This window comes from Streptomyces sp. NPDC006739 (genome assembly GCF_042869815.1).
In the GTDB taxonomy this organism is placed as follows: domain Bacteria; phylum Actinomycetota; class Actinomycetes; order Streptomycetales; family Streptomycetaceae; genus Streptomyces.
On sequence record NZ_JBIAGM010000011.1, the window covers coordinates 225942 to 245317 of the forward strand.

General features: G+C 72.7%; 15 protein-coding genes. 2 read left to right on the forward strand and 13 right to left on the reverse strand.

The window, feature by feature from the left end; translation table 11 throughout:
* Nucleotides 1-78: 78 nt before the first annotated feature.
* Nucleotides 79-1173, forward strand: a complete 1095-nt coding sequence (locus ACFYMM_RS22975; RefSeq protein WP_388389422.1) for a PQQ-dependent sugar dehydrogenase — start codon at nt 79-81, stop codon at nt 1171-1173.
* Here the strand turns inward: ACFYMM_RS22975 and ACFYMM_RS22980 are convergent.
* The 9 genes from ACFYMM_RS22980 to gatC form a co-directional block, all read right to left on the reverse strand.
* Nucleotides 1166-4186 carry an AAA family ATPase gene (locus ACFYMM_RS22980; protein ID WP_388389568.1) on the reverse strand — a complete coding sequence of 1007 codons (3021 nt, stop codon included), beginning with the start codon at nt 4184-4186 and terminating at the stop codon, nt 1166-1168. The genes ACFYMM_RS22975 and ACFYMM_RS22980 overlap by 8 nt on opposite strands.
* 59 nt (nt 4187-4245) lie before the next feature.
* Nucleotides 4246-4446 carry a hypothetical protein gene (locus ACFYMM_RS22985; protein ID WP_388389423.1) on the reverse strand — a complete coding sequence of 67 codons (201 nt, stop codon included), beginning with the start codon at nt 4444-4446 and terminating at the stop codon, nt 4246-4248.
* Between the two features lie 230 nt (nt 4447-4676).
* Nucleotides 4677-5279: a hypothetical protein gene (locus ACFYMM_RS22990; protein WP_388389424.1), complete on the reverse strand. Its 603-nt coding sequence runs from the start codon at nt 5277-5279 to the stop codon at nt 4677-4679.
* 48 nt (nt 5280-5327) lie between these two features.
* Nucleotides 5328-5900 carry a GNAT family N-acetyltransferase gene (locus tag ACFYMM_RS22995; RefSeq protein ID WP_388389425.1) on the reverse strand — a complete coding sequence of 191 codons (573 nt, stop codon included), beginning with the start codon at nt 5898-5900 and terminating at the stop codon, nt 5328-5330.
* Nucleotides 5878-8106, reverse strand: coding sequence for an MMPL family transporter (locus ACFYMM_RS23000; RefSeq protein ID WP_388389426.1), 2229 nt, complete (start codon nt 8104-8106; stop codon nt 5878-5880). Before ACFYMM_RS23000 ends, ACFYMM_RS22995 begins: the two co-directional genes overlap by 23 nt.
* 260 nt (nt 8107-8366) lie before the next feature.
* Nucleotides 8367-9881, reverse strand: coding sequence for an Asp-tRNA(Asn)/Glu-tRNA(Gln) amidotransferase subunit GatB (gatB, locus tag ACFYMM_RS23005; RefSeq protein WP_388389427.1), 1515 nt, complete (start codon nt 9879-9881; stop codon nt 8367-8369).
* A gap of 15 nt (nt 9882-9896) precedes the next feature.
* The gene (locus ACFYMM_RS23010) at nt 9897-10139 is read right to left on the reverse strand and encodes a hypothetical protein (protein ID WP_388389429.1); all 243 of its coding nucleotides are present in this window, start codon (nt 10137-10139) and stop codon (nt 9897-9899) included.
* A complete protein-coding gene (gene gatA, locus ACFYMM_RS23015) occupies nt 10136-11638 on the reverse strand; it encodes an Asp-tRNA(Asn)/Glu-tRNA(Gln) amidotransferase subunit GatA (RefSeq protein ID WP_388389430.1) in 1503 nt (500 codons plus the stop codon). The genes ACFYMM_RS23010 and gatA overlap by 4 nt, the downstream gene beginning before the upstream one ends.
* Nucleotides 11639-11643: 5 nt before the next feature.
* A complete protein-coding gene (gene gatC, locus ACFYMM_RS23020; RefSeq protein WP_018531282.1) occupies nt 11644-11940 on the reverse strand; it encodes an Asp-tRNA(Asn)/Glu-tRNA(Gln) amidotransferase subunit GatC in 297 nt (98 codons plus the stop codon).
* Nucleotides 11941-12529: 589 nt separating this feature from the next.
* Between gatC and ACFYMM_RS23025 the strand changes: the two genes are divergently transcribed.
* On the forward strand, nt 12530-12820 hold the full coding sequence (locus ACFYMM_RS23025) for a TetR-like C-terminal domain-containing protein (RefSeq protein WP_388389431.1): 291 nt from the start codon (nt 12530-12532) through the stop codon (nt 12818-12820).
* Nucleotides 12821-12998: 178 nt separating this feature from the next.
* Here the strand turns inward: ACFYMM_RS23025 and ACFYMM_RS23030 are convergent, their stop codons facing one another.
* From ACFYMM_RS23030 to ACFYMM_RS23045, 4 genes are all read right to left on the reverse strand, one after another.
* Nucleotides 12999-15248, reverse strand: coding sequence for a putative bifunctional diguanylate cyclase/phosphodiesterase (locus ACFYMM_RS23030; protein WP_388389432.1), 2250 nt, complete (start codon nt 15246-15248; stop codon nt 12999-13001).
* Between the two features lie 162 nt (nt 15249-15410).
* Nucleotides 15411-17606 (reverse strand): NAD-dependent DNA ligase LigA, encoded by a 2196-nt coding sequence (gene ligA, locus ACFYMM_RS23035; RefSeq protein ID WP_388389434.1) that lies wholly within the window; start codon nt 17604-17606, stop codon nt 15411-15413.
* Nucleotides 17607-17621: 15 nt separating this feature from the next.
* On the reverse strand, nt 17622-18629 hold the full coding sequence (locus ACFYMM_RS23040; RefSeq protein ID WP_388389435.1) for a methionine synthase: 1008 nt from the start codon (nt 18627-18629) through the stop codon (nt 17622-17624).
* 43 nt (nt 18630-18672) lie between these two features.
* Entirely contained in the window at nt 18673-19371 is a 699-nt protein-coding gene (locus tag ACFYMM_RS23045) for an SDR family oxidoreductase (protein ID WP_388389437.1), read from the reverse strand.
* Nucleotides 19372-19376 lie beyond the last annotated feature (5 nt).

Below are 19376 nucleotides of genomic sequence, written 5' to 3' on the forward strand. Positions count from 1 at the left end.
GGGGGCCCGGGGACCGAGGGTGATCCCGGGGCCGACAGGAGCCCCGCCGGTGGATCGCCGCCTCGAAGGGAGCGACTCGTGCGACGTCGGGCTGTGACGGCCGTGCTGGCCGCCGCCGCGCTTCTGCTGACGGCCGGCTGCTCCTCCTCGGCCGGGTCGTCCGCGTCCGTGCCGCCCCCGAGGGGTTCGGTGACGGTGCTGCGCACGGTGGCCGAGGGCCTGCGGACCCCGTGGGGCCTGGCCCCGCTGCCGGGCGGCGGCCTGCTCGTCTCCTCCCGGGACGACGCGACGATCACCCGGGTCGACGAGAAGACGGGCCGCGAGACCGAGCTGGGCGCCGTCGCCGGGGTCTCCCCGGCGGGCGAGGGCGGCCTGCTGGGCATCGCGCTCTCCCCCGGCTACGCCTCGGACCGCATGATCTACGCCTACCTCACCTCCGCCTCGGACAACCGCGTCGTCCGCGTGCGGTACGACGCGAAGAAGCCGCCCGGTGAGCAACTGGGCGCCCCGCACACGGTGTTCAGGGGCATCCCCAAGGGGTTCGTCCACAACGGCGGCCGGATCGCGTTCGGCCCGGACGGCATGCTCTACGCCGGTACGGGCGAGAGCGGCCGGCGGGGACTCGCCCAGGACAGGAGATCCCTGGGCGGCAAGATCCTGCGGCTGACCCCGCAGGGCGCACCGGTTCCCGGCAACCCCTTCCCCGGCTCCCCCGTCTACACCTACGGCCACCGCAATGTGCAGGGGCTGGCCTGGGACGACGAACAGCGCCTGTTCGCCTCGGAGTTCGGCCAGGACACCTGGGACGAGCTGAACGCGATCGAGCCCGGCGACAACTACGGGTGGCCGGTCGCCGAGGGCGCCTCCTCCGACTCCCGCTTCCACAACCCGGTCGCCCAGTGGCCCACCGACGAGGCCTCCCCGAGCGGCATCGCCTACGTCCACGGCGTGATCTGGATGGCGGCCCTGAAGGGCGAGCGCCTGTGGCGCGTCCCCCTCGCCGGCACCAGGGCCTCGGCGGCCCCCCAGTCCTTCCTCACCGGGCGGTACGGCCGCCTGCGCACCGTCGTCGCGGCCGGCGACGACAAGGTCTGGCTGGTCACGAGCAACACGGACGGCAGGGGCTCCCCGACGAAGGGGGACGACCGGATCCTGGAGCTGGCGGTCAGGTAGCCCTGGCCGGCGGAAACAGCTCCAGCCGGTGCGCCACCGCCGCCGCCTCCCCCCGCCCCGAGACACCGAGCTTGGCCAGGATGTTGGAGACGTGCACGCTCGCGGTCTTCGGGGAGATGAAGAGTTCCTCGGCTATCTGGCGGTTGGTACGGCCGGCCGACACCAGGCGCAGGACGTCGTGCTCGCGGCTGGTGAGGCCCAGGGCGTCGGCGCGGGTGAGTGCCTGTCCGGGGGCGCGGGTCAGGGGCAGGCGGGCGCGCTGGGCGAGGCGGGCGACGGAGTCGGCGAGCGGGCGGGCGCCGAGGTGGCCGGCTACGGCCCCGGCGAGCCGGAGCAGTTCCGTGGCGCGGTCGCGGTCGTCCTCGCCGCCGGCCGCCAGGAGTGCCTGGGCGAGGCGGTGGCGGACCCGGGCGAGGTCGTAGGGGCGGTCGAGGCACTCGAAGGCGGTGACCACCTGCGACCAGGTGTCGGCGGTGTCCCGGCCCTCCGCGCGGTGCAGTTCGGCGCGGACCCACTGCTCGTGGGCGCGCCAGACGGGGACACCGGTGGTGAGCTTCTTGACGGCTCCGAGGAGGCGTTCGACGGCTTCGGCGCGGCCCTCCATGGCGGCGGGGAGGGCGCGGGCGTCGCCCTCGGCTGTGGCGGCGGCCAGCAGCAGCGGCCAGGCGTAGCGGTGGGTGCCGGGCGGGAAGCCGGCGTCCAGGGCGGTGCGCAGTTCGGCTCGGACGTCGAGGATCCGGCCCTCCCCGGCGGCGACCCCGATGGCGACGCGGGCGACCGGCAGCCACTGCTGGGGCATCGGGTCGTGGGTGCCGTAGCGGGCGCGGGCGGTGGCCAGGTGGCGGCCGGCCTCGGCGAAGTCGCCCCGGGCGAGCGCGAGATGGGCAAGCCGCAGGGCGCCCGCCCCCTGCGGCTTGCCGCTGGACCCCACCCGCCGTGCCTGCGCCGCCGCCTCGCCCGCCTCCGTCCACCGGCCGAGCGTGTACAGCGACTCGGCGAGGTTGCTCCACACCCACGCCTCGGTGTCCAGCAGCCCGAACCGTCGGGTGAAGGTGATCCCCTCGCGCATGAGCGGCACGGCCTCCCGGGACCGGCCCACCGACTGCAGGGCGGCCGGCAGGTTCACATAGGCGCGGCCGGCGACGGGTGCCACGCCCTCCCGGAGCGCGTCGTCCTTGACCTGGCGCATCTGCGCCAGCCCGGTCTCCACGTCGCCGGTTTCGACCACGAGGCCGCCGAGGGTGAGGCGCGCGTTCAGTTCGATCTCGCGGGCGCCCACCATCCGCGCGTACTGCACGGCCCGTTCGGCGGCGGCGAAGGCGTCCGGTCCGGGCTCGTGCAGCATGGACCAGTTGGCGACGGTGGCCAGCACCTCGGCGTGCACCGCGGACGGCGGCAGCCCGCGCACCAGGTCCTGCGCGGTGCCCAGTTCCTTCCAGCCGTCGCCGCGGGCCTGGGCCTGGACCAGCCGGGAGCGCTGTACCCAGAACCAGGCGGCGCGCAGCGGGTCGGGGTCCTCCTCCAGGAGGTGCAGCGCCCGCTTGGTGATCTTCAGTGCGCGTTCGCGTTCGCCGCAGAAGCGGCCCGCGACGGCGGCTTCCGCCATCAGGTCGAGGTAGTGCAGCGGGGTGGTCTGGGGCGCGCAGCCGCAGGGAGGGTAGACCTCGGTGTGGTCGACGGGGCGCAGGGCGGCCCGGACCTCGGCGGGGGCGGTGTCCCACAGTTCCATCGCCCGCTCCAGCAGCCTTAGCTGCTCGCTGTAGGCGTGCCGGCGGCGGGCCACCACGGAGGCGTCCAGGACGGCGGGCAGGGCCTGGGCGGCGTCGTGGGCGTGGTACCAGTAGCTGGCCAGGCGCATGACGCGCTCGTCGGCGGGGACCAGCGTGGGGTCCGCTCGCAGGGCCTCGGCGTAGCGGCGGTTGAGGCGGGAGCGTTCGCCGGGCAGCAGGTCGTCGGCGACGGCCTCGCGGACCAGGGAGTGCCGGAAGCGGTAGCCGTCGCGCTCGGGTGCGGCGGCGAGGATGTTGGCGCCCACGGCGGCCCGCAGCGCTTCGATGAGGTCGTCCTCGGTGAGCCGGGCGACGGCGGCGATGAGCCGGTACTCGACGGTGGAGCCGCCCTCGGCGACGATCCGGGCGACCCGCTGGGCGCTCTCGGGCAGCGCCTCCACCCGCACCAGCAGCAGGTCGCGCAGGGAGTCGGTGAGACCGGTGCGGCAGCCCTCGCGGGCGGCGACGGCGAGTTCCTCGACGAAGAACGCGTTTCCGTCGGAGCGTTCGTAGATCTCGTCGACCTGGGCGGGGTCGGGTTCGGCGGCGAGGATGCCGGCGATCTGACGGCCCACCTCCGCGCGGGTGAAGCGGGCCAGTTCGAGACGGCGGACGGTGCGCAGCCGGTCGAGTTCGGCGAGCAGGGGGCGCAGGGGGTGGCGGCGGTGGATGTCGTCGCAGCGGTAGGTGGCCAGGACGACGAGCCGGCCGGTGCGCAGGGTGCGCACGAGGTAGGCGAGCAGGTGGCGGGTGGAGGCGTCGGCCCAGTGCAGGTCCTCCAGGGCGACGACGACCGTGCGGTCGGTGGCGACCCGTTCCAGCAGCCGGGCGGTGAGTTCGAAGAGGCGGGCCATGCCCTGTTCGTCGTGGCGGCCCGAGGGGGCCTCGCCCAGCTCCGGCAGCAGCCGGGCCAGTTCCTCCTCCTGTCCCGCGGCCGCGGCGGCGAGTTCCTCGGGCAGCGCCGTGCGCAGGGTGCGCAGGACGGTGGAGAAGGGGGCGAAGGGCAGACCGTCGGCGCCGATCTCCACGCAGCCGCCCAGGGCGACGACGGCGCCCCGGCGGCCGGCGGCCGTGGTGAACTCCTCGACGAGGCGGGTCTTGCCGACCCCGGCCTCCCCGCCGAGCAGCAGCGCCTGCGGCTGGCCCGCACCGGCACGGGCGAGCGCGTCGTTCAGCGTGTCCAACTCGTCGCCGCGGCCGACGAACACGGGACTGACGGACCTGGTCTCCACGGGCCCGAGCATCGCACGCGGGTCGTACGGCGGGGCAGCGGTTTTCCACAGGCCCGGTGTGTTCGTCGTACTCACGCGGTGTGAGGGTGTCGGTGGCGGCGCGGGCGGTCGGTATGGGCCTCGGTGCCGGCGGTGTGCCGGGCCTCCTCCTCGCCGCGGGCGGCACGGCGGGCGGCGCGGAGGGAGCGTACGGCCTCGCGGGCGAGGCGCTCGCCGTCGGCCTGGCGGCGCAGTTCGGCGGCACGGAGCTGGTGGAGTTCGAGCTCGAACATGGTGGGTCCCCTGAGAAGAGTGGTTTCGGGCTTCGGAGGTCGACTTCGGGTCTGGCTTCGCTTTCCGTGAGGTCCGCGATGCCTCCACCTTCGTCTCCCAGCGGGGTCCGCCACATCGGGAGAGTTCCGCATCTTCGGGCGCGTGCCCGGGCCCGGACACGCCTAAGGGGCCTCAGGGCGTCCGTAAGGTGCTTACGGACGCCCTGAGGCCCCTGGTGAGCTGCGCGGATTCAGCCGGTCGAGGGCAGTGCGAGCAGCGCGTCGGAGTACTTGAGGACGGCCAGGATCAGGCCGATGACACCGAGCGAGACGCCCGCCCAGGCGACCGACTTGATCCAGGCCGCCTGCGGCCTGCCGGGGGCGCCGAACGCGGGCCGGGCGAGGACGACGACACCGGTGACCAGGGCGGCCAGCGCGAACAGGCCGGCCCACAGGGCGGTGGCGTGCCAGGCGTCGCCGTACACCGCCTTGACCTGCTTGGCGACGCTCGCGCTCGACGAGGTCCGCAGCTGGCCCACGAGGGTCTCGCGGGCGGAGGCCACCGTGCCGATCCAGCCGCCGGTGAGCGAGACGAGGCCCAGCGCGGCGGAGACGACGGCCCCGGCACCCTGTCCGATGCCGGAGGGGCCCTCCTGCTCGGTCTCGGCGAGGGCCGCCCCGTCGTCGTCCGGGACCGCATCGGCCGGCTCCCCGTCCCCGGTGACCTGCGCCGCCACCTCCCGGTGCTGCTCCGCCCCGTCCTTCACCGCTCCGTCCCGCACCGCTTCGTCCTTCGCATCGCCGGTCTGTGCTTCGCCGGTCACGGCGTTCTCGGCCGCTGTCTTCGTTGCCATGCCCCGCACCGTACGGACGCTGTATGAGAGGTCTCTTAATGATCGGAATCAATGACCGTCGCGGACGGCACGCGCGCGTGCCTGCCGCCATTCGGGGGCGAGCACGGACCAGATCTCGGTGTCCGTGCGCACACCCCGGTAGAGGTAGTGCTCCCTGAGCACGCCCTCACGGGTCATGCCGAGCCGCCGGGCCACGTTGATGCTGGGCTCGTTGGCCGACGCCACATGCCACTCCGCACGGTGCATACGGCGCTCGTCGAAGGCCCAGTCCAGCAGCGTCCGCATGCCGCGCGTGACGAGACCGCGCCCGGCCGCCGCCGGCTCCAGCCAGCAGCCCGCCTCGCAGACCCCGGCGGCGGTGTCCCAGACACGGAAGAGCAGACCGCCGGCCAGCCTCCCCTCCAGCCACACCCCGTGCAGGCTGCCGGCGTCGGCGGCCCGCTTGTCGGCGTACGACCGGAGGTAGGCGCGGGCCGACTCCAGGTCCGGCACCACGTCCGGCAGGCCGATGTGCCGGCCGATGAACTCCCGTCCCCGGTCGATGTTGGCGAGGAGTTCCCCGGCGTGCCAGGTCTCCAGGGGCCGCAGTTCGGCGCCGTCACCCAGGGATGTCGCGTACATCGTGTCGCTGCTCCTTCTCCAGTTCCGCCACGACCCGACCGAGCCTCTCATGGGCGGCGCGGCATTCCGGCGGCTCGATGCTGATGCGCGGCAGACGGCGCTCCAGCCAGGCCGGCAGCCACCAGTTGGCCGCGCCCAGCAGATGCATCAGGGCCGGCACGAGAAGCGTGCGCAGCACGAAGGCGTCGACGGCGACGGCGGAGGCCAGGGCGATGCCGAACATGGCGATGACACGGTCGCCGCTGAGTACGAAGGCGAGGAAGACCGAGATCATGATGACCGCCGCCGAGTTGATCACCCGGCTGGTCTCGGCGAGCCCGACGCGTACCGCCCGCCGGTTGTCGCCGGTCTCCAGCCACTCCTCGTACATCCGGCTGACCAGGAAGACCTGGTAGTCCATGGAGAGTCCGAACAGGACCGACACCATGATCACGGGAAGGAAGGGTTCGATGGGTCCCGCGCGCCCGAGTCCCAGCAGCTCGCTCCCCCAGCCCCACTGGAAGACGGCGACGACGATCCCGAAGGCGGCGGCGACGGCGGCGACGTTCATCACGGCGGCCTTCAGCGGAATGCCGAGGGACCGGAAGGCGACCAGCAGCAGCAGGCAGCCGAGCCCGATGACGACGCCGATGAACAGCGGCAGTTTGCCGATGATGACGTCGGCGAAGTCGTCGTAGCCGGCGGTGACCCCGCCCACCAGCAGGTCGAGCGAGGTGCCCGTCCGCGCGCGCGGGAGGACGTCGGTGCGCAGCCGGTCCACCAGGTCGCTGGTGCGCTGTGACTGGGGCGCCGAGTCGGGGACGACGGTGAGGTACGCGGTGTCGCCGCCGGTGTCGTAGACGACCGGGGTGACCGACGCGACGCCGGGGGTCCGGCGCAGGGTGGTGTCGAGGCTGTCCAGCTTCAGCCTGTCCTCGGCGCTCTCCACCCGGGTCACCAGCGTCAGGGGGCCGTTGACGCCGGGCCCGAAGCCCTCGGCGAGGAGGTCGTAGGCCTGCCGGGTGGTGGACGACCGGGGGTCGTTGCCCTGGTCGGAGGTGCCGAGGTGGAGGGAGAGGGTGGGCAGTGCGAGGGCCGCGATGACGGCGACGGCCAGCGAGCCGAGCAGCTTGGGGTGGTGCTCGACGAACGCGGACCAGCGGGCGGCGAGGCCGGTGGGCAGTTCGGGCTGCGGGCCGTGCTCGGCCAGCCGGCGCCGTTCGCGGCGGCTGAGGGAGCGCGGCCCGATGAAGGCCAGCAGGGCGGGCAGCAGGGTGACGGAGGCGGCGACGGTGAGGACGACCGTCGTCGAGGCGGCGACGGCGACGCCGTTGAGGAAGCTCAGGCGCAGGACCAGCATGCCCAGGAGGGCGATGCAGACGGTGGCACCCGCGAAGACGACCGCGCGTCCCGTGGTGGCGACGGCGTCGGTGGCGGCCTCGGTGACGCTCAGTCCGCGTTTCAGTCCGCGCCGGTGTCTGGTCACGATGAACAGCGCGTAGTCGATGCCCACCCCCAGACCGATCAGCGTGCCGAGCATGGGGGCGAAGTCGGCCACCACCATGGCGTGTCCGAGCAGCACGACCGCGGCGTAGGCGGTGCCCACGCCGATCAGCGCGGTGGCGATCGGCAGCAGGGAGGCGGCGAGCGAGCCGAAGGCGAGGAACAGCACGAGGGCGGCGACGAGCACGCCGACCACCTCGGCGAGGTGTCCGCCGCTCGACCGGGTGAGCGCGACCGCGCTGCCGCCCAGCTCCACTTGGAGTCCGTCGCCGGCGGCGGCCCGGGCGGTGCGTACGACGGCCTCCGCCTCGGACTTCCCGATGTTCCGGGCCTGTTCCTCGAAGGTGACGGTGGCGTAGGCGGTATGGCCGTCGGCGCTGATGCGGTGGGTGCCCTGGCCGCCGTACGGGCCGCTCACGGAGGCCACCCCGGGCAGGTCGGCGATCCGGTCGAGGGCGCGGTTCATCGTCTGTTCGACGTCGGCCGCCCGGACGGTGCCGGAGGTGGTGTGCCAGACGACGGTGTCACTGTCGCCGCCGAGGCCGGGGAAGCCCTCGCGCAGCAGTTCGGTGGCGCGGCCCGACTCGGTGCCGGGGACCTCGTAGTCGTCGGAGTACGCCGAACCGGCCAGCGTGGCGGCGGCGGTGGCCCCGCCGAAGGCGAGGAGCCACAGCAGGACGGCTACCAGACGGTGCCGGACACACCAACGGGCGAGGGCTGCCACGGTCGTGCTCCCAGGGATGATGTGTGGATCTTTGGCCGGGAATCATCGTCCATGGAGTGAACAGCCCGCAAAGAACGCATGAGCAATCGCAGGACACTCTCGCAGGCGAAAGTGATCGTTTACCCCGTTACCGCGCTTGTCCGGCAGAGTGCGAGGCACGTCACAGGACAGTTCGGGGAACTCTGTCACCGGGCACGGCGCGGCACGCGTGGGGGGATGCACCGTGGACCGGTGCATCCCCCCGGGGGCGCGGGTGGGCCTCAGCCCTCGCTGACGCCGAGCCTCTCCAGGATCAGCTCCTTGACGCGGGCCGCGTCGGCCTGGCCGCGGGTCGCCTTCATGACGGCGCCGACCAGGGCGCCGGCCGCCGCCACCTTGCCGCCGCGGATCTTGTCCGCGACGCCCGGGTTGCCGGCGATGGCCTCGTCGACCGCCGTACCCAGCGCGGAGTCGTCGGAGACGACCTTCAGACCGCGCTTCTCGACGACCTCGTCCGGGGTGCCCTCGCCCGCGAGGACGCCCTCGATGACCTGGCGGGCCAGCTTGTCGTTCAGGTCACCCTTCGAGACCAGCTCGGTGACCCGGGCGACCTGCGCCGGGGTGATCGCCAGCTCGTCGAGCGAGGTGCCCGACTCGTTGGCGGTGCGAGCCAGTTCGCCCATCCACCACTTGCGGGCGGAGGCCGCGTCGGCACCGGCGTCGATCGTGGCGACGATCGGCTCCAGCGCGCCGGCGTTGAGGATCGCCTGCATGTCGGTGGCGGAGATGCCCCACTCGGCCAGCAGCCGGGTACGGCGGGCCAGCGGCAGCTCGGGCAGGGCCGCGCGGATCTCCTCGACCCACTCGCGCGAGGGGGCCACCGGCACCAGGTCCGGCTCGGGGAAGTACCGGTAGTCCTCGGCCTCCTCCTTCACCCGGCCCGAGGTGGTGGACCCGGTGTCCTCGTGGAAGTGCCGGGTCTCCTGGATGATCGTGCCGCCGGACGACAGCACGGCCGCGTGCCGCTGGATCTCGAAACGGGCCGCACGCTCCACGGACCGCAGCGAGTTGACGTTCTTCGTCTCGGAACGCGTGCCGAACTTCTCGGTGCCGTGGGGGCGCAGCGACAGGTTCACGTCGCAGCGCATCTGGCCCATCTCCATACGGGCCTCGGAGACCCCGAGCGCCTTGATCAGCTCGCGCAGCTCACGGACGTACGCCCGGGCGACCTCGGGAGCGCGCTCGCCCGCGCCCTCGATCGGCTTGGTGACGATCTCGATGAGCGGGATGCCGGCGCGGTTGTAGTCCAGCAGGGAGTGCGACGCGCCGTGGATACGGCCGGTCGCGCCGCCCACGTGGGTGGACTTGCCGGTGTCCTCCTCCATGTGGGCGCGCTCGATCTGGACGCGGAAGGTCTCCCCGTCCTCCAGCTGTACGTCGAGGTAGCCGTCGAAGGCGATCGGCTCGTCGTACTGGGAGGTCTGGAAGTTCTTCGGCATGTCCGGATAGAAGTAGTTCTTCCGGGCGAAGCGGCACCACTCGGCGATCTCGCAGTTCAGCGCGAGACCGATCTTGATCGCGGACTCGACGCCGGTCGCGTTGACGACCGGGAGCGAGCCGGGCAGGCCGAGGCAGGTGGGGCAGGTCTGCGTGTTGGCGTCCTGACCGAGTTCGGTCGAACAGCCGCAGAACATCTTGGTCTTGGTGCCGAGTTCGACATGGACCTCGAGGCCCATGACGGGGTCGTACGACGCCAGCGCGTCCTCGTACGACACCAGGTCGGTCGTGGTGGTCACGGTGAAACTTCCCTCTCAGCCCAGCAGGACGTCGTCGTCGCCCAGCCGCTTCAGCTCGCGGTAGAGGATGGCGAGGCCGGTGACGATGGCGGCGGCGGACACGGTGGCGTCGATCAGGCGCAGCGTGTCGTTCTCCAGCCGTGCCTTCTTGATCTGCTTGACGACACTGACCGCGCCGAACGCGGTGGTGGCCATCGACAGGTACGTACCGGACTTGGACTTCTTGAAGCCCTTGGCCTTGGACAGTGCCTTGCTCACAGCGACGGAGCCTCCTCCAGCAGCGGGTGCCCCCACTTTTGCACGAAGGCGGCCTCGACGGCGGCGCCGACCTTGTACAGACGGTCGTCCTTCAGCGCCGGGGCGATGATCTGCAGGCCGACCGGGAGGTTGTCCTCCGGGCTGAGACCGCAGGGCAGTGACATGGCCGCGTTGCCCGCCAGGTTCGTCGGGATGGTGCACAGGTCGGCCAGGTACATCGCCATCGGGTCGTCGGCGCGCTCGCCGATCGCGAAGGCGGTGGTCGGGGTCGTGGGCGACACGATCACGTCCACCTGTTCGAAGGCCTTCTCGAAGTCGCGCGTGATGAGCGTGCGGACCTTCTGGGCGGAGCCGTAGTAGGCGTCGTAGTAGCCGCTCGACAGGGCGTAGGTGCCGAGCATGATGCGGCGCTTGACCTCGGGGCCGAAGCCCTCCGCACGGGTGAGGGAGGTGACCTCCTCGGCGGAGTGCGAGCCGTCGTCGCCGCTGCGCAGGCCGTAGCGCAGGCCGTCGAAGCGGGCGAGGTTGGACGAGCACTCGGAGGGCGCGATCAGGTAGTACGCCGACAGGGCGAGGTCGAAGGACGGGCAGTCCAGCTCGACGATCTCGGCGCCCAGCTCCTTGAGGAGGGCGACCGACTCGTCGAAGCGCTGGATGACGCCGGCCTGGTAGTGCTCGCCGCGGAACTGCTTGACGACGCCGACGCGCATGCCCTCGACGCTGCCGTTGCGGGCGGCCTCGACGACCGGCGGGACGGGCGTGTCGATGGAGGTGGAGTCCAGCGGGTCGTGGCCGGCGATGACCTCGTGCAGGAGGGCCGCGTCCAGGACCGTACGGGCGCAGGGTCCGCCCTGGTCGAGGCTGCTGCTGAACGCCACCATGCCGTAGCGGGACACGGCACCGTACGTCGGCTTGACGCCGACCGTGCCGGTGACGGCGGCCGGCTGGCGGATGGAGCCGCCGGTGTCGGTGCCGATGGCGAGGGGCGCCTGGAAGGAGGCGAGCGCGGCGGACGAGCCGCCGCCGGAGCCGCCGGGGATCTTGGTGAGGTCCCAGGGGTTGCCGGTCGGCCCGTACGCGCTGTTCTCGGTGGAGGACCCCATGGCGAACTCGTCCATGTTGGTCTTGCCGAGGATGACGATGTCGGCGGCCTTCAGGCGCTTGGTGAGCGTCGCGTCGTACGGCGGGATCCAGCCCTCGAGGATCTTCGAACCGACGGTCGTCGGAACGCCCTCGGTGGTGAAGATGTCCTTGAGGGCGAGGGGGACGCCCGCCAGCGGGCCGAGCTTCTCCCCCTTGGCGCGCTTCTCGTCGACGGCACGGGCCTGCGCGAGGGCGCCCTCTCGGTCGACGTGCAGGAAGGCGTGCACCTTCTCGTCGACCGCCTCGATGCGGGCGAGGTGGGCCTCGGTGACCTCGACGGCCGTGAGTTCGCCGGAGGCGATCCTCGCGGCGGTCTCGGCGGCGGTGAGCTTGATGATGGTGGCGTGGTCCGTCATGGCGGTTAGTCCTCCCCCAGGATCTGCGGCACCTTGAAACGCTGCTGCTCCTGGGCCGGGGCGCCGGAGAGCGCCTGCTCGGGGGTGAGCGAGGGACGGACCTCGTCCGCGCGCATGACGTTCGTCAGCGGGAGCGGGTGCGAGGTCGGCGGTACGTCTTGGTCGGCGACCTCGCTGACGCGGGCGACCGCGCCGATGATGTCGTCCAGCTGGCCGGCGAAGTGGTCGAGTTCTTCGGGCTTCAGCTCCAGACGCGCCAGCCGGGCGAGGTGGGCGACCTCCTCGCGCGTGATGCCAGGCATGCAGCGATCCTCTGGGGTGAGTGTGGGTGGTGTGCGACTGGCCCAATCCTATGGGTCGGCGCCCGGTGCCCGTGAAACGGTTTGCCCACCGGCGCCGCCACCGACGGGTCTGAGGGGTCGGACGCGTCGGCCGCGTCGGCCGCGGAAGAGCAGACGCCGAGCAGGAACAGGGCCTCCGCGCGCGGCCCGGCGACCAGCGGCGCGCGGCCCACCAGGCCGAAGGCGCCGTCCGTCCCGCAGGCCCTTGATCGTGAGGCAGGCGCCGGCGTCGCCGTCGGGCCGGGCGGGGACGCCGTAGCGGAACCAGCAGAGCATCGACAGGAGATCCAGTGCCGCGGCAGGCAACGTTTGCCCGTCAAGGAGCGGCGTCCGGTGCGTGCTCTGGGGGTCCCCCCGGCCGGAGGCTGGGGGAGTGCCGGCCGGAAGTCCTCGTACTGGACGTACTTGGACTTTCGGCCGGCGCGGCGAAGGGGGTCCCCCCGCCCGAGGCGGCGAAGCCGGTTCGAGGGTGGGGGCGCGTGCCGGGCGTCGCGACGGGGCGAACGTCGCCTGCCGCGGCACTAGCGTTGCCGGCAAGGCGTACACGTCCTTGGCGCGGTGCCGGTCCGCCCTCTACGACGCCATGTTCATGCACACCGTGGACCTGCCGTTCGCCACGGCGGAGGCGCCGGCGGCGCTGCAGGAGGCGTTCGGCGAACTGCTGCAGGCGGTCGTGCCGACCGCGTCCGGGGGTGACGACCCGGGCATCCTGACGGAAGCCTACTGGGCGGCCCTGCACGGCCTGGCCACCCTGACCCGCAGCGGCCGCCTCCCGGCAGCCACAGACCCACGCCGAACGGCTGACCCTGCTGGCGGAGCACTTCGGGGCGGGACGGGCTGAGAGGCGGCACGGGCTGAGAAGCGGCACGGGCTGAGAAGCGGCACGGGCTGAGAAGCGGCACGGGCTGAGAAGCGGCACGGGCTGAGAAGCGGGACGGGCTGAGAGGCGGGGGCGGGCGGGGCGGCCCGCCCGAGCGGCCCCGGGCTGGAAGGCCGGCTCAGGCGTCAGGCGTCAGGCGTCACTCGTCGGTCGCGGCGGCCGGCAGGGCCGCTCGGGGGCGCTGCCAGCCGCGTGAGCCCCGGGCCAGCAGCCACGCCGTCGCCTCCTCGGGGGGCATCGCCGCGGCGACCAGCCAGCCCTGCACCGCGTCGCAGCCGAGATCGCGCAGGCGTTCCCAGGTCTCGTCGTCCTCGACGCCCTCCGCGACGACGAGCAGGCCGAGGGAGTGCGCCAGGTCGACGGTGCAGCGCACGATCTCCGCGTCCTCGGTGTCCACCGCCAGCCGCGCCACGAACGACCGGTCGATCTTCAGCTCGCTGACCGGCAGGCGCCGCAGATGGACCAGCGAGGAGTACCCCGTGCCGAAGTCGTCCAGGGACATCTTCACGCCGTGCCCGGTCAGCCCCGCCAGGGTGTCCGCGGCCCGCTGCGGGTCCTCCAGCAGGACGTGTTCCGTTATCTCCAGCTGGAGCGCTCCCGCGGGGACCCCGTGCCGGGCCAGCCTGGCGGCGACGGACCCCGCGAAACCGGGGGTGTGGACATCGCGCGGGGAGACGTTGACGGCCACCGGCACCCTGAGCCCCTGCGCCCGCCACCGCGCGACCTGCGCGAGCGCGGTGTCCAGCACGTACTCCGTCAGATGGGGCATCAGCCCGGAGGACTCGGCGATCGCTATGAACTCGTCCGGCGGCACCTTCCCGCGCTCGGGATGCACCCACCGCACCAGCGCCTCGAGGCCGGCCACCTGCCCGTCGAACCGGACCTTCGGCTGGTAGTGCAGCTGCACCTCGTGGGCGTCCAGCGCCCGGCGCAGATCGCCCAGCAGGCCCAGCCGGTCGGGGGTGTTGGAGTCCCGCTTGGACTCGTAGACCTCGACGCCCGTACGGTCCCGCTTCGCCTGGTACATCGCCACGTCCGCGCGCCGCAGCAGCCCCTCGGCGTCGAGGGCGTGGTCGGGGAAGACGGCGACCCCGGCGCTGGCCTCCAGGACGAGGGTGAGCCCGTCGAGGTCGAGCGGGGAACTGAGCGCGGTGACGAGGCCGCGGGCGACCCGGGTCGCCGACGTCGTGGAGTCGGCGACCGGCAATAACACGGCGAACTCGTCCCCGCCCAGACGCGCGGCCTCCGCGCCACGCGGCAGCGCCACCCGCAGCCGGTCCGCTATCTGCAACAGCAGCCGGTCACCGGCCAGATGACCGAGCGTGTCGTTCACCGAGCGGAAACGGTCGAGGTCGATCAGCATCAGCGCGGCCCGCGCGCCGATGCGCTCGGCGTCGTCCAGGGCGGTCCAGATCCGCTCCAGCAGCCACTGCCGGTTGGGCAGCCCGGTCAGCGGGTCGCGCAGCTGCTCCTCCGCCCGGGCCCGGGCCATCCACAGCGTGGAGTCGAGGGCTATCAGGGGGACGGCGAACAGCGGCAGCAGGATCGGCTGGGCGACGGCGACGACGCACACCAGCGGGGCGATGCCGAGCAGCGCGACCGCGACCAGGCCCTGCCTGAGCAGGGCGGTGCGGGCGACGGTGGGCAGCCCGCCGCCGCGCGGGGCGTGCAGGTACCACAGCAGACCGCGGGTGACCGCGAGGTAGGCGAACGCGACCAGCACCACCTCGGGCGCGGTGGCGAAGGTCCAACTGGCGGGCCGCCAGGGCGACTCGACGGTCGGTACGCGCCCGAAGGCACCGAGCACCAGGGCCCCGGCACCGATGCCGAGGATGTCCACCGCCCCGTGCAGCAGGCCCTGGCGCCAGCGGTTGCGTCTGGCCATGCCGACCAGGACGACGACCGTGAGGCTCACCATCCCCGCGGGCACCCAGCCGTACAGCAGCAGGACGGCGAGGGTGAGTGCGGCGCCCGAGCCGGTCCCGCCCCACCAGCGGGCGTGGCCGAGCATCACCAGGTGGCCGACGATGACGCCGGCGAGCACGGCCAGCGACCAGCCGGCCGTGCCGCTCGGGAAGAGCGCGTGGCCGTAGGTGAAGGCGCGGTAGAAACCGGCGCCCAGCACGAATCCCGCGGCTGCCGCGACGGCGGCGGGCAGCGCCGGCCGGGACGGGTGCCGTTCGGGTTCGGCGCCGGGCAGCCCGGCAGCGCTTTCGACGGCCGGCGGTACGGGGGTGTGCGCGTCGGCCACGGCGGCCAATCCGTCCGGGCGCAGCAGCGCGCCGGTGCGCCGGCCGGCCCGCGCCGCCCACCTGCTCCCCCGCCAGGCGCCCGGACGGCGGCGCAGGCGCAGCCGCGAGTCCGGGGCGGCGCTCTCGGTCGGTTCCATTCCCGTCCCTCTCACAGCCGGCGGTGCCCACGCCAGGGCAGGCGCACACCTCAACAGTAGGCCGCAGAAGGCTTCCACGGGCAGCGGTCGCATACGGTTGCCCGAATGCGCCCTCGCCACCCGTATGCATCTGATATGCGCCGATCGGGTGGCCTTCAACCGCTACTCCCCGGTCGGAAGCGCGACTTCCGCCGCCGCCTCGGGTCCCTGCTCCAACAGGACCCCGAAACCCTCCTCGTTCAGAACCGGCACTTTGAGTTGCATCGCCTTGTCGTATTTCGATCCGGGGTTGTCACCTACGACGACGAAAGACGTCTTCTTCGAAACCGAACCGGTCACCTTCGCTCCGCGGCTCTGCAGCGCCTCCTTGGCGCCGTCGCGGGTGAAGTGCTCCAGCGTGCCGGTGACGACGACGGTAAGCCCTTCCAGCGGACGGGGCCCCTCCTCCTCGCCGGAGGTCTCGTCCTCCAGCGGGACGCCGGCCGCCTTCCACTTGCGGACGATCTCGCGGTGCCAGTCCTCGGCGAACCACTCCTTGAGCGCGGCGGCGATGATCCCGCCGACGCCGTCGGTGTTCGCCAGCTCCTGCTCGGTGGCCTGTTCGATCCGGTCGAGGGAGCGGAACTCCCGGGCCAGGGCCTGGGCCGCCACCGGCCCGACATGGCGGATCGACAGCCCGTTGAGGAACCGGGCCAGCGGCCGGGTCTTGGCCGCCTCGATGTTCTCCAGCAGCGCGAGGGTGTTCTTCTTCGGCTCGCCCTTCTGGTTGGCGAAGACCGTGACGACCTTCTTCTCGCCCGTCTTGGGGTCGCGCTTGGGCAGGCCGCTGGCCGAGTCCAGGACGTACGCCTTGATGGGCAGCAGTTTCTCCACCGTGAGGTCGAACAGGTCGCCCTCGTCGGCCAGCGGCGGGTCGGCCGGCTCCAGCGGGCGGGTCAGGGCCGCCGCCGCCACCTCGCCGAAGTGCTCGATGTCCAGGCATTCACGGCCGGCGAGGTAGGAGACGCGCTCGCGCAACTGGGCCGGGCAGGTACGGGCGTTGGGGCAGCGGAGGTCGATGTCGCCCGCCTTCATGGGCCGCAGCGGGGTCCCGCACTCCGGGCACTCGGTCGGCATGACGAACTCGCGCTCGCTGCCGTCGCGCAGGTCGACGACCGGGCCGAGGATCTCCGGGATGACGTCACCGGCCTTGCGGAGCACCACGGTGTCCCCGATGAGAACGCCCTTGGCCTTGACCACTTCCTGGTTGTGCAGGGTGGCGAACTCGACCTCGCTGCCCGCCACCGTGACCGGCTCGACCTGGGCGTACGGCGTGACCCGGCCGGTACGGCCGACGCCCACCTTGATGTCGATCAGCTTGGTGTTGACCTCCTCCGGCGCGTACTTGTACGCGATCGCCCAGCGCGGTGCCCGCGCGGTGGAGCCCAGGCGCCCCTGGAGGCGGATCTCGTCCAGCTTGACGACCACGCCGTCGATCTCGTGCTCCACGGAGTGGCGGTGCTCGCCGTAGTGGGCGATGAACTCCCGTACGCCGTCGAGGCCGTCGACCACCCGGTTGTGCGGGGAGGTCGGCAGGCCCCAGGTCTTGAGCAGGTCGTAGGCCTGGGAGAGCCGGGTCATGCCCGTGTACCCCTCGAGGGCGCCGATGCCGTGGACGACCATGTGCAGGGGGCGGGTGGCGGTGACCCGGGGGTCCTTCTGCCGCAGCGAACCGGCCGCCGCGTTGCGGGGGTTGGCGAAGGGCTTGTCACCGGCCGCGACCAGGCGTTCGTTGAGTTCCGCGAACTTCGCCATCGGGAAGTAGACCTCGCCGCGGATCTCCACGAGGTCCGGGACCCGGTCGCCCGTCAGCCGGTCCGGGATCTCCGCGATCGTACGGACGTTGGGGGTGATGTCCTCGCCGGTGCGGCCGTCACCGCGGGTCGCCGCGCGGGTGAGGCGGCCGTGCTCGTAGGTGAGGTTGACCGCGAGGCCGTCGACCTTCAGCTCGCACAGGAAGTGGTACGCCTGCTCGCCGAGTTCACGGGCGATGCGGTCGACCCAGGTCGCCAGGTCGTCGTCGTTGAAGGTGTTGTCGAGGGAGAGCATGCGCCGGCGGTGCTCGACCGATGTGAAGTCCGTCTGGTACGCCCCGGCGACCTTCTGGGTCGGTGAGTCGGGCGTGCGCAGTTCGGGATGCTCCTCCTCCAGCGCCTCCAGGGTGCGCAGGAGGGTGTCGAACTCCGCGTCGCTGATGACGGGAGCGTCCTTCACGTAGTACCGGAAGCGGTGCTCCTCGATCTGCTCAGCGAGCTGCCGGTGCTTCTCCCGTGCCTCGGCGGGCACGTTCGTCTCCGCCTGCTGCTTGTCGCCGGCCACCGTGTTGTCCTCCCGTTACTCTGGGTTGTCCGCGAGGGATCTCGCCGCCCGGGCGCAGTGGGCGAGCGCCCGGCGCGCGTACTCGGGGGAAGCGCCCGCGAGTCCGCATGCCGGGGTGAGCGTGACCGCCTCCGCGAGAAGCCCCGGATGCAGCCCCAGCCTGCGCCACAGCGTCCTGACACCCACGACGCTACCGGCAGGGTCTGACAATGGGCCGTCCGTGCCCGGGACGACACCGGCGAACAGCCGGGTGCCTCCTTCCACGGCCTCCCCGATCGTGTCGTCGTCACGTTCGGTGAGGAGGGAGAAGTCGAAGGAGACGGCGGCCGCGCCGGCCCGGCGCAGCAGCGCGAACGGGACGTCGGGCGCGCAGGAGTGGATCACGACGGGCTCGCCGCCGTGCACGGCCATGACGTCCCGCAGGATGGCCTCGACGACCTGCCGGTCCACGGCCCGGTGCGTCCGGTAGCCGCTGGCACTGCGCACCTGTCCGCGCAGTACGGCGGTGAGGGAGGGTTCGTCGAGCTGCAGGACGAGCCGGGCGCCGGGGATACGGCGCCGGACCTCGGCGAGATGCAGGCGCAGCCCCTCGGCGAGCGAGGCGGCGAGGTCGCGGCAGGCGCCCGGGTCGGAGAGCGCGGCCTCGCCGTTCCTCAGCTCCAGGGCGGAGGCCAGCGTCCACGGCCCGACGGCCTGCACCTTGAGCTGTCCCTCGTACCCCTGGGTGAACTCCTCCAGGGCGTCGAGGTCCTCCCCCAGCCAGGACCTGGCCCGCCTGGTGTCCCGGCCCGGCCGGTCCCCGAGCCGCCAGCCGCTGGGTTCCACGCGCGCGTACAGCTCGACGAGCATCCCGGCGGTGCGGCCGATCATGTCGGCGCCGGGCCCGCGCGCGGGCAGTTCCGCGAGGAAGGGAAAGTCCTCGAAGGACCCGCCGACGGTCTTGGCGGCCTCCCGGGCGTCGCCTCCCGGCATGGATCCGACCCCGGTGGCGGCACCGAACCTGAACACGCTCTTTTCGCTCACCAGGACAGCCTAGGGCGCCGCCACGGCCGGATCGGCGGGCAGGTCAGCGGCCCGGCCGTACCGTCAGGTCGTTGACCTCGGCGTCCCTGGGCAGGTCCAGGGCCATCACGATCGTCGTCGCCACCGACTCGGGGTCGATCCACTCGGCCGGGTCGTACTCCTTGCCCTCCTGCTGGTGGACCTTGGCCTGCATGGGGCTGGCGGTGCGGCCGGGGTAGACGGAGGTCACGCGGACGCCGTTGCCGTGCTCCTCGCCGCGCAGCGCGTCAGCGAGGGCCTTCAGGCCGTGCTTGGAGGCGGCGTAGGCGGACCAGCCGGCGCCCGCGTTCAGTCCCGCGCCGGAGTTCACGAACACCACGTGGCCGCGTGCCGCGCGCAGTTGGGGCAGGAAGTGGCGGGTCAGTTCGGCGGGGGCGATCAGGTTGACGTTGAGCTGGTGGCGCCATGACTTCGGGGTCAGCTCGCCCACCGGGCCGAGGTCGACGACGCCGGCGATGTGCAGCAGGGAGTCCACCCGGTCGGGCAGCGTCTGGTGGGAGAAGGCCCAGCTCAGCTTGTCGGGATCGGCGAGGTCGCCGACCAGGGTGCGGGCTCCGGGAAACCGCGCCGCCAGTTCCTTCGCCCGTCCCGCGTCGCGGGCGTGCAGCACGAGGTCGTCCCCGCGCGCGTGCAGACGGTGCGCGACGGCCGCGCCGATGCCGGAGCCCGCTCCGGTGATCACATGGGTAGCCATGTCCGCCATGCTCG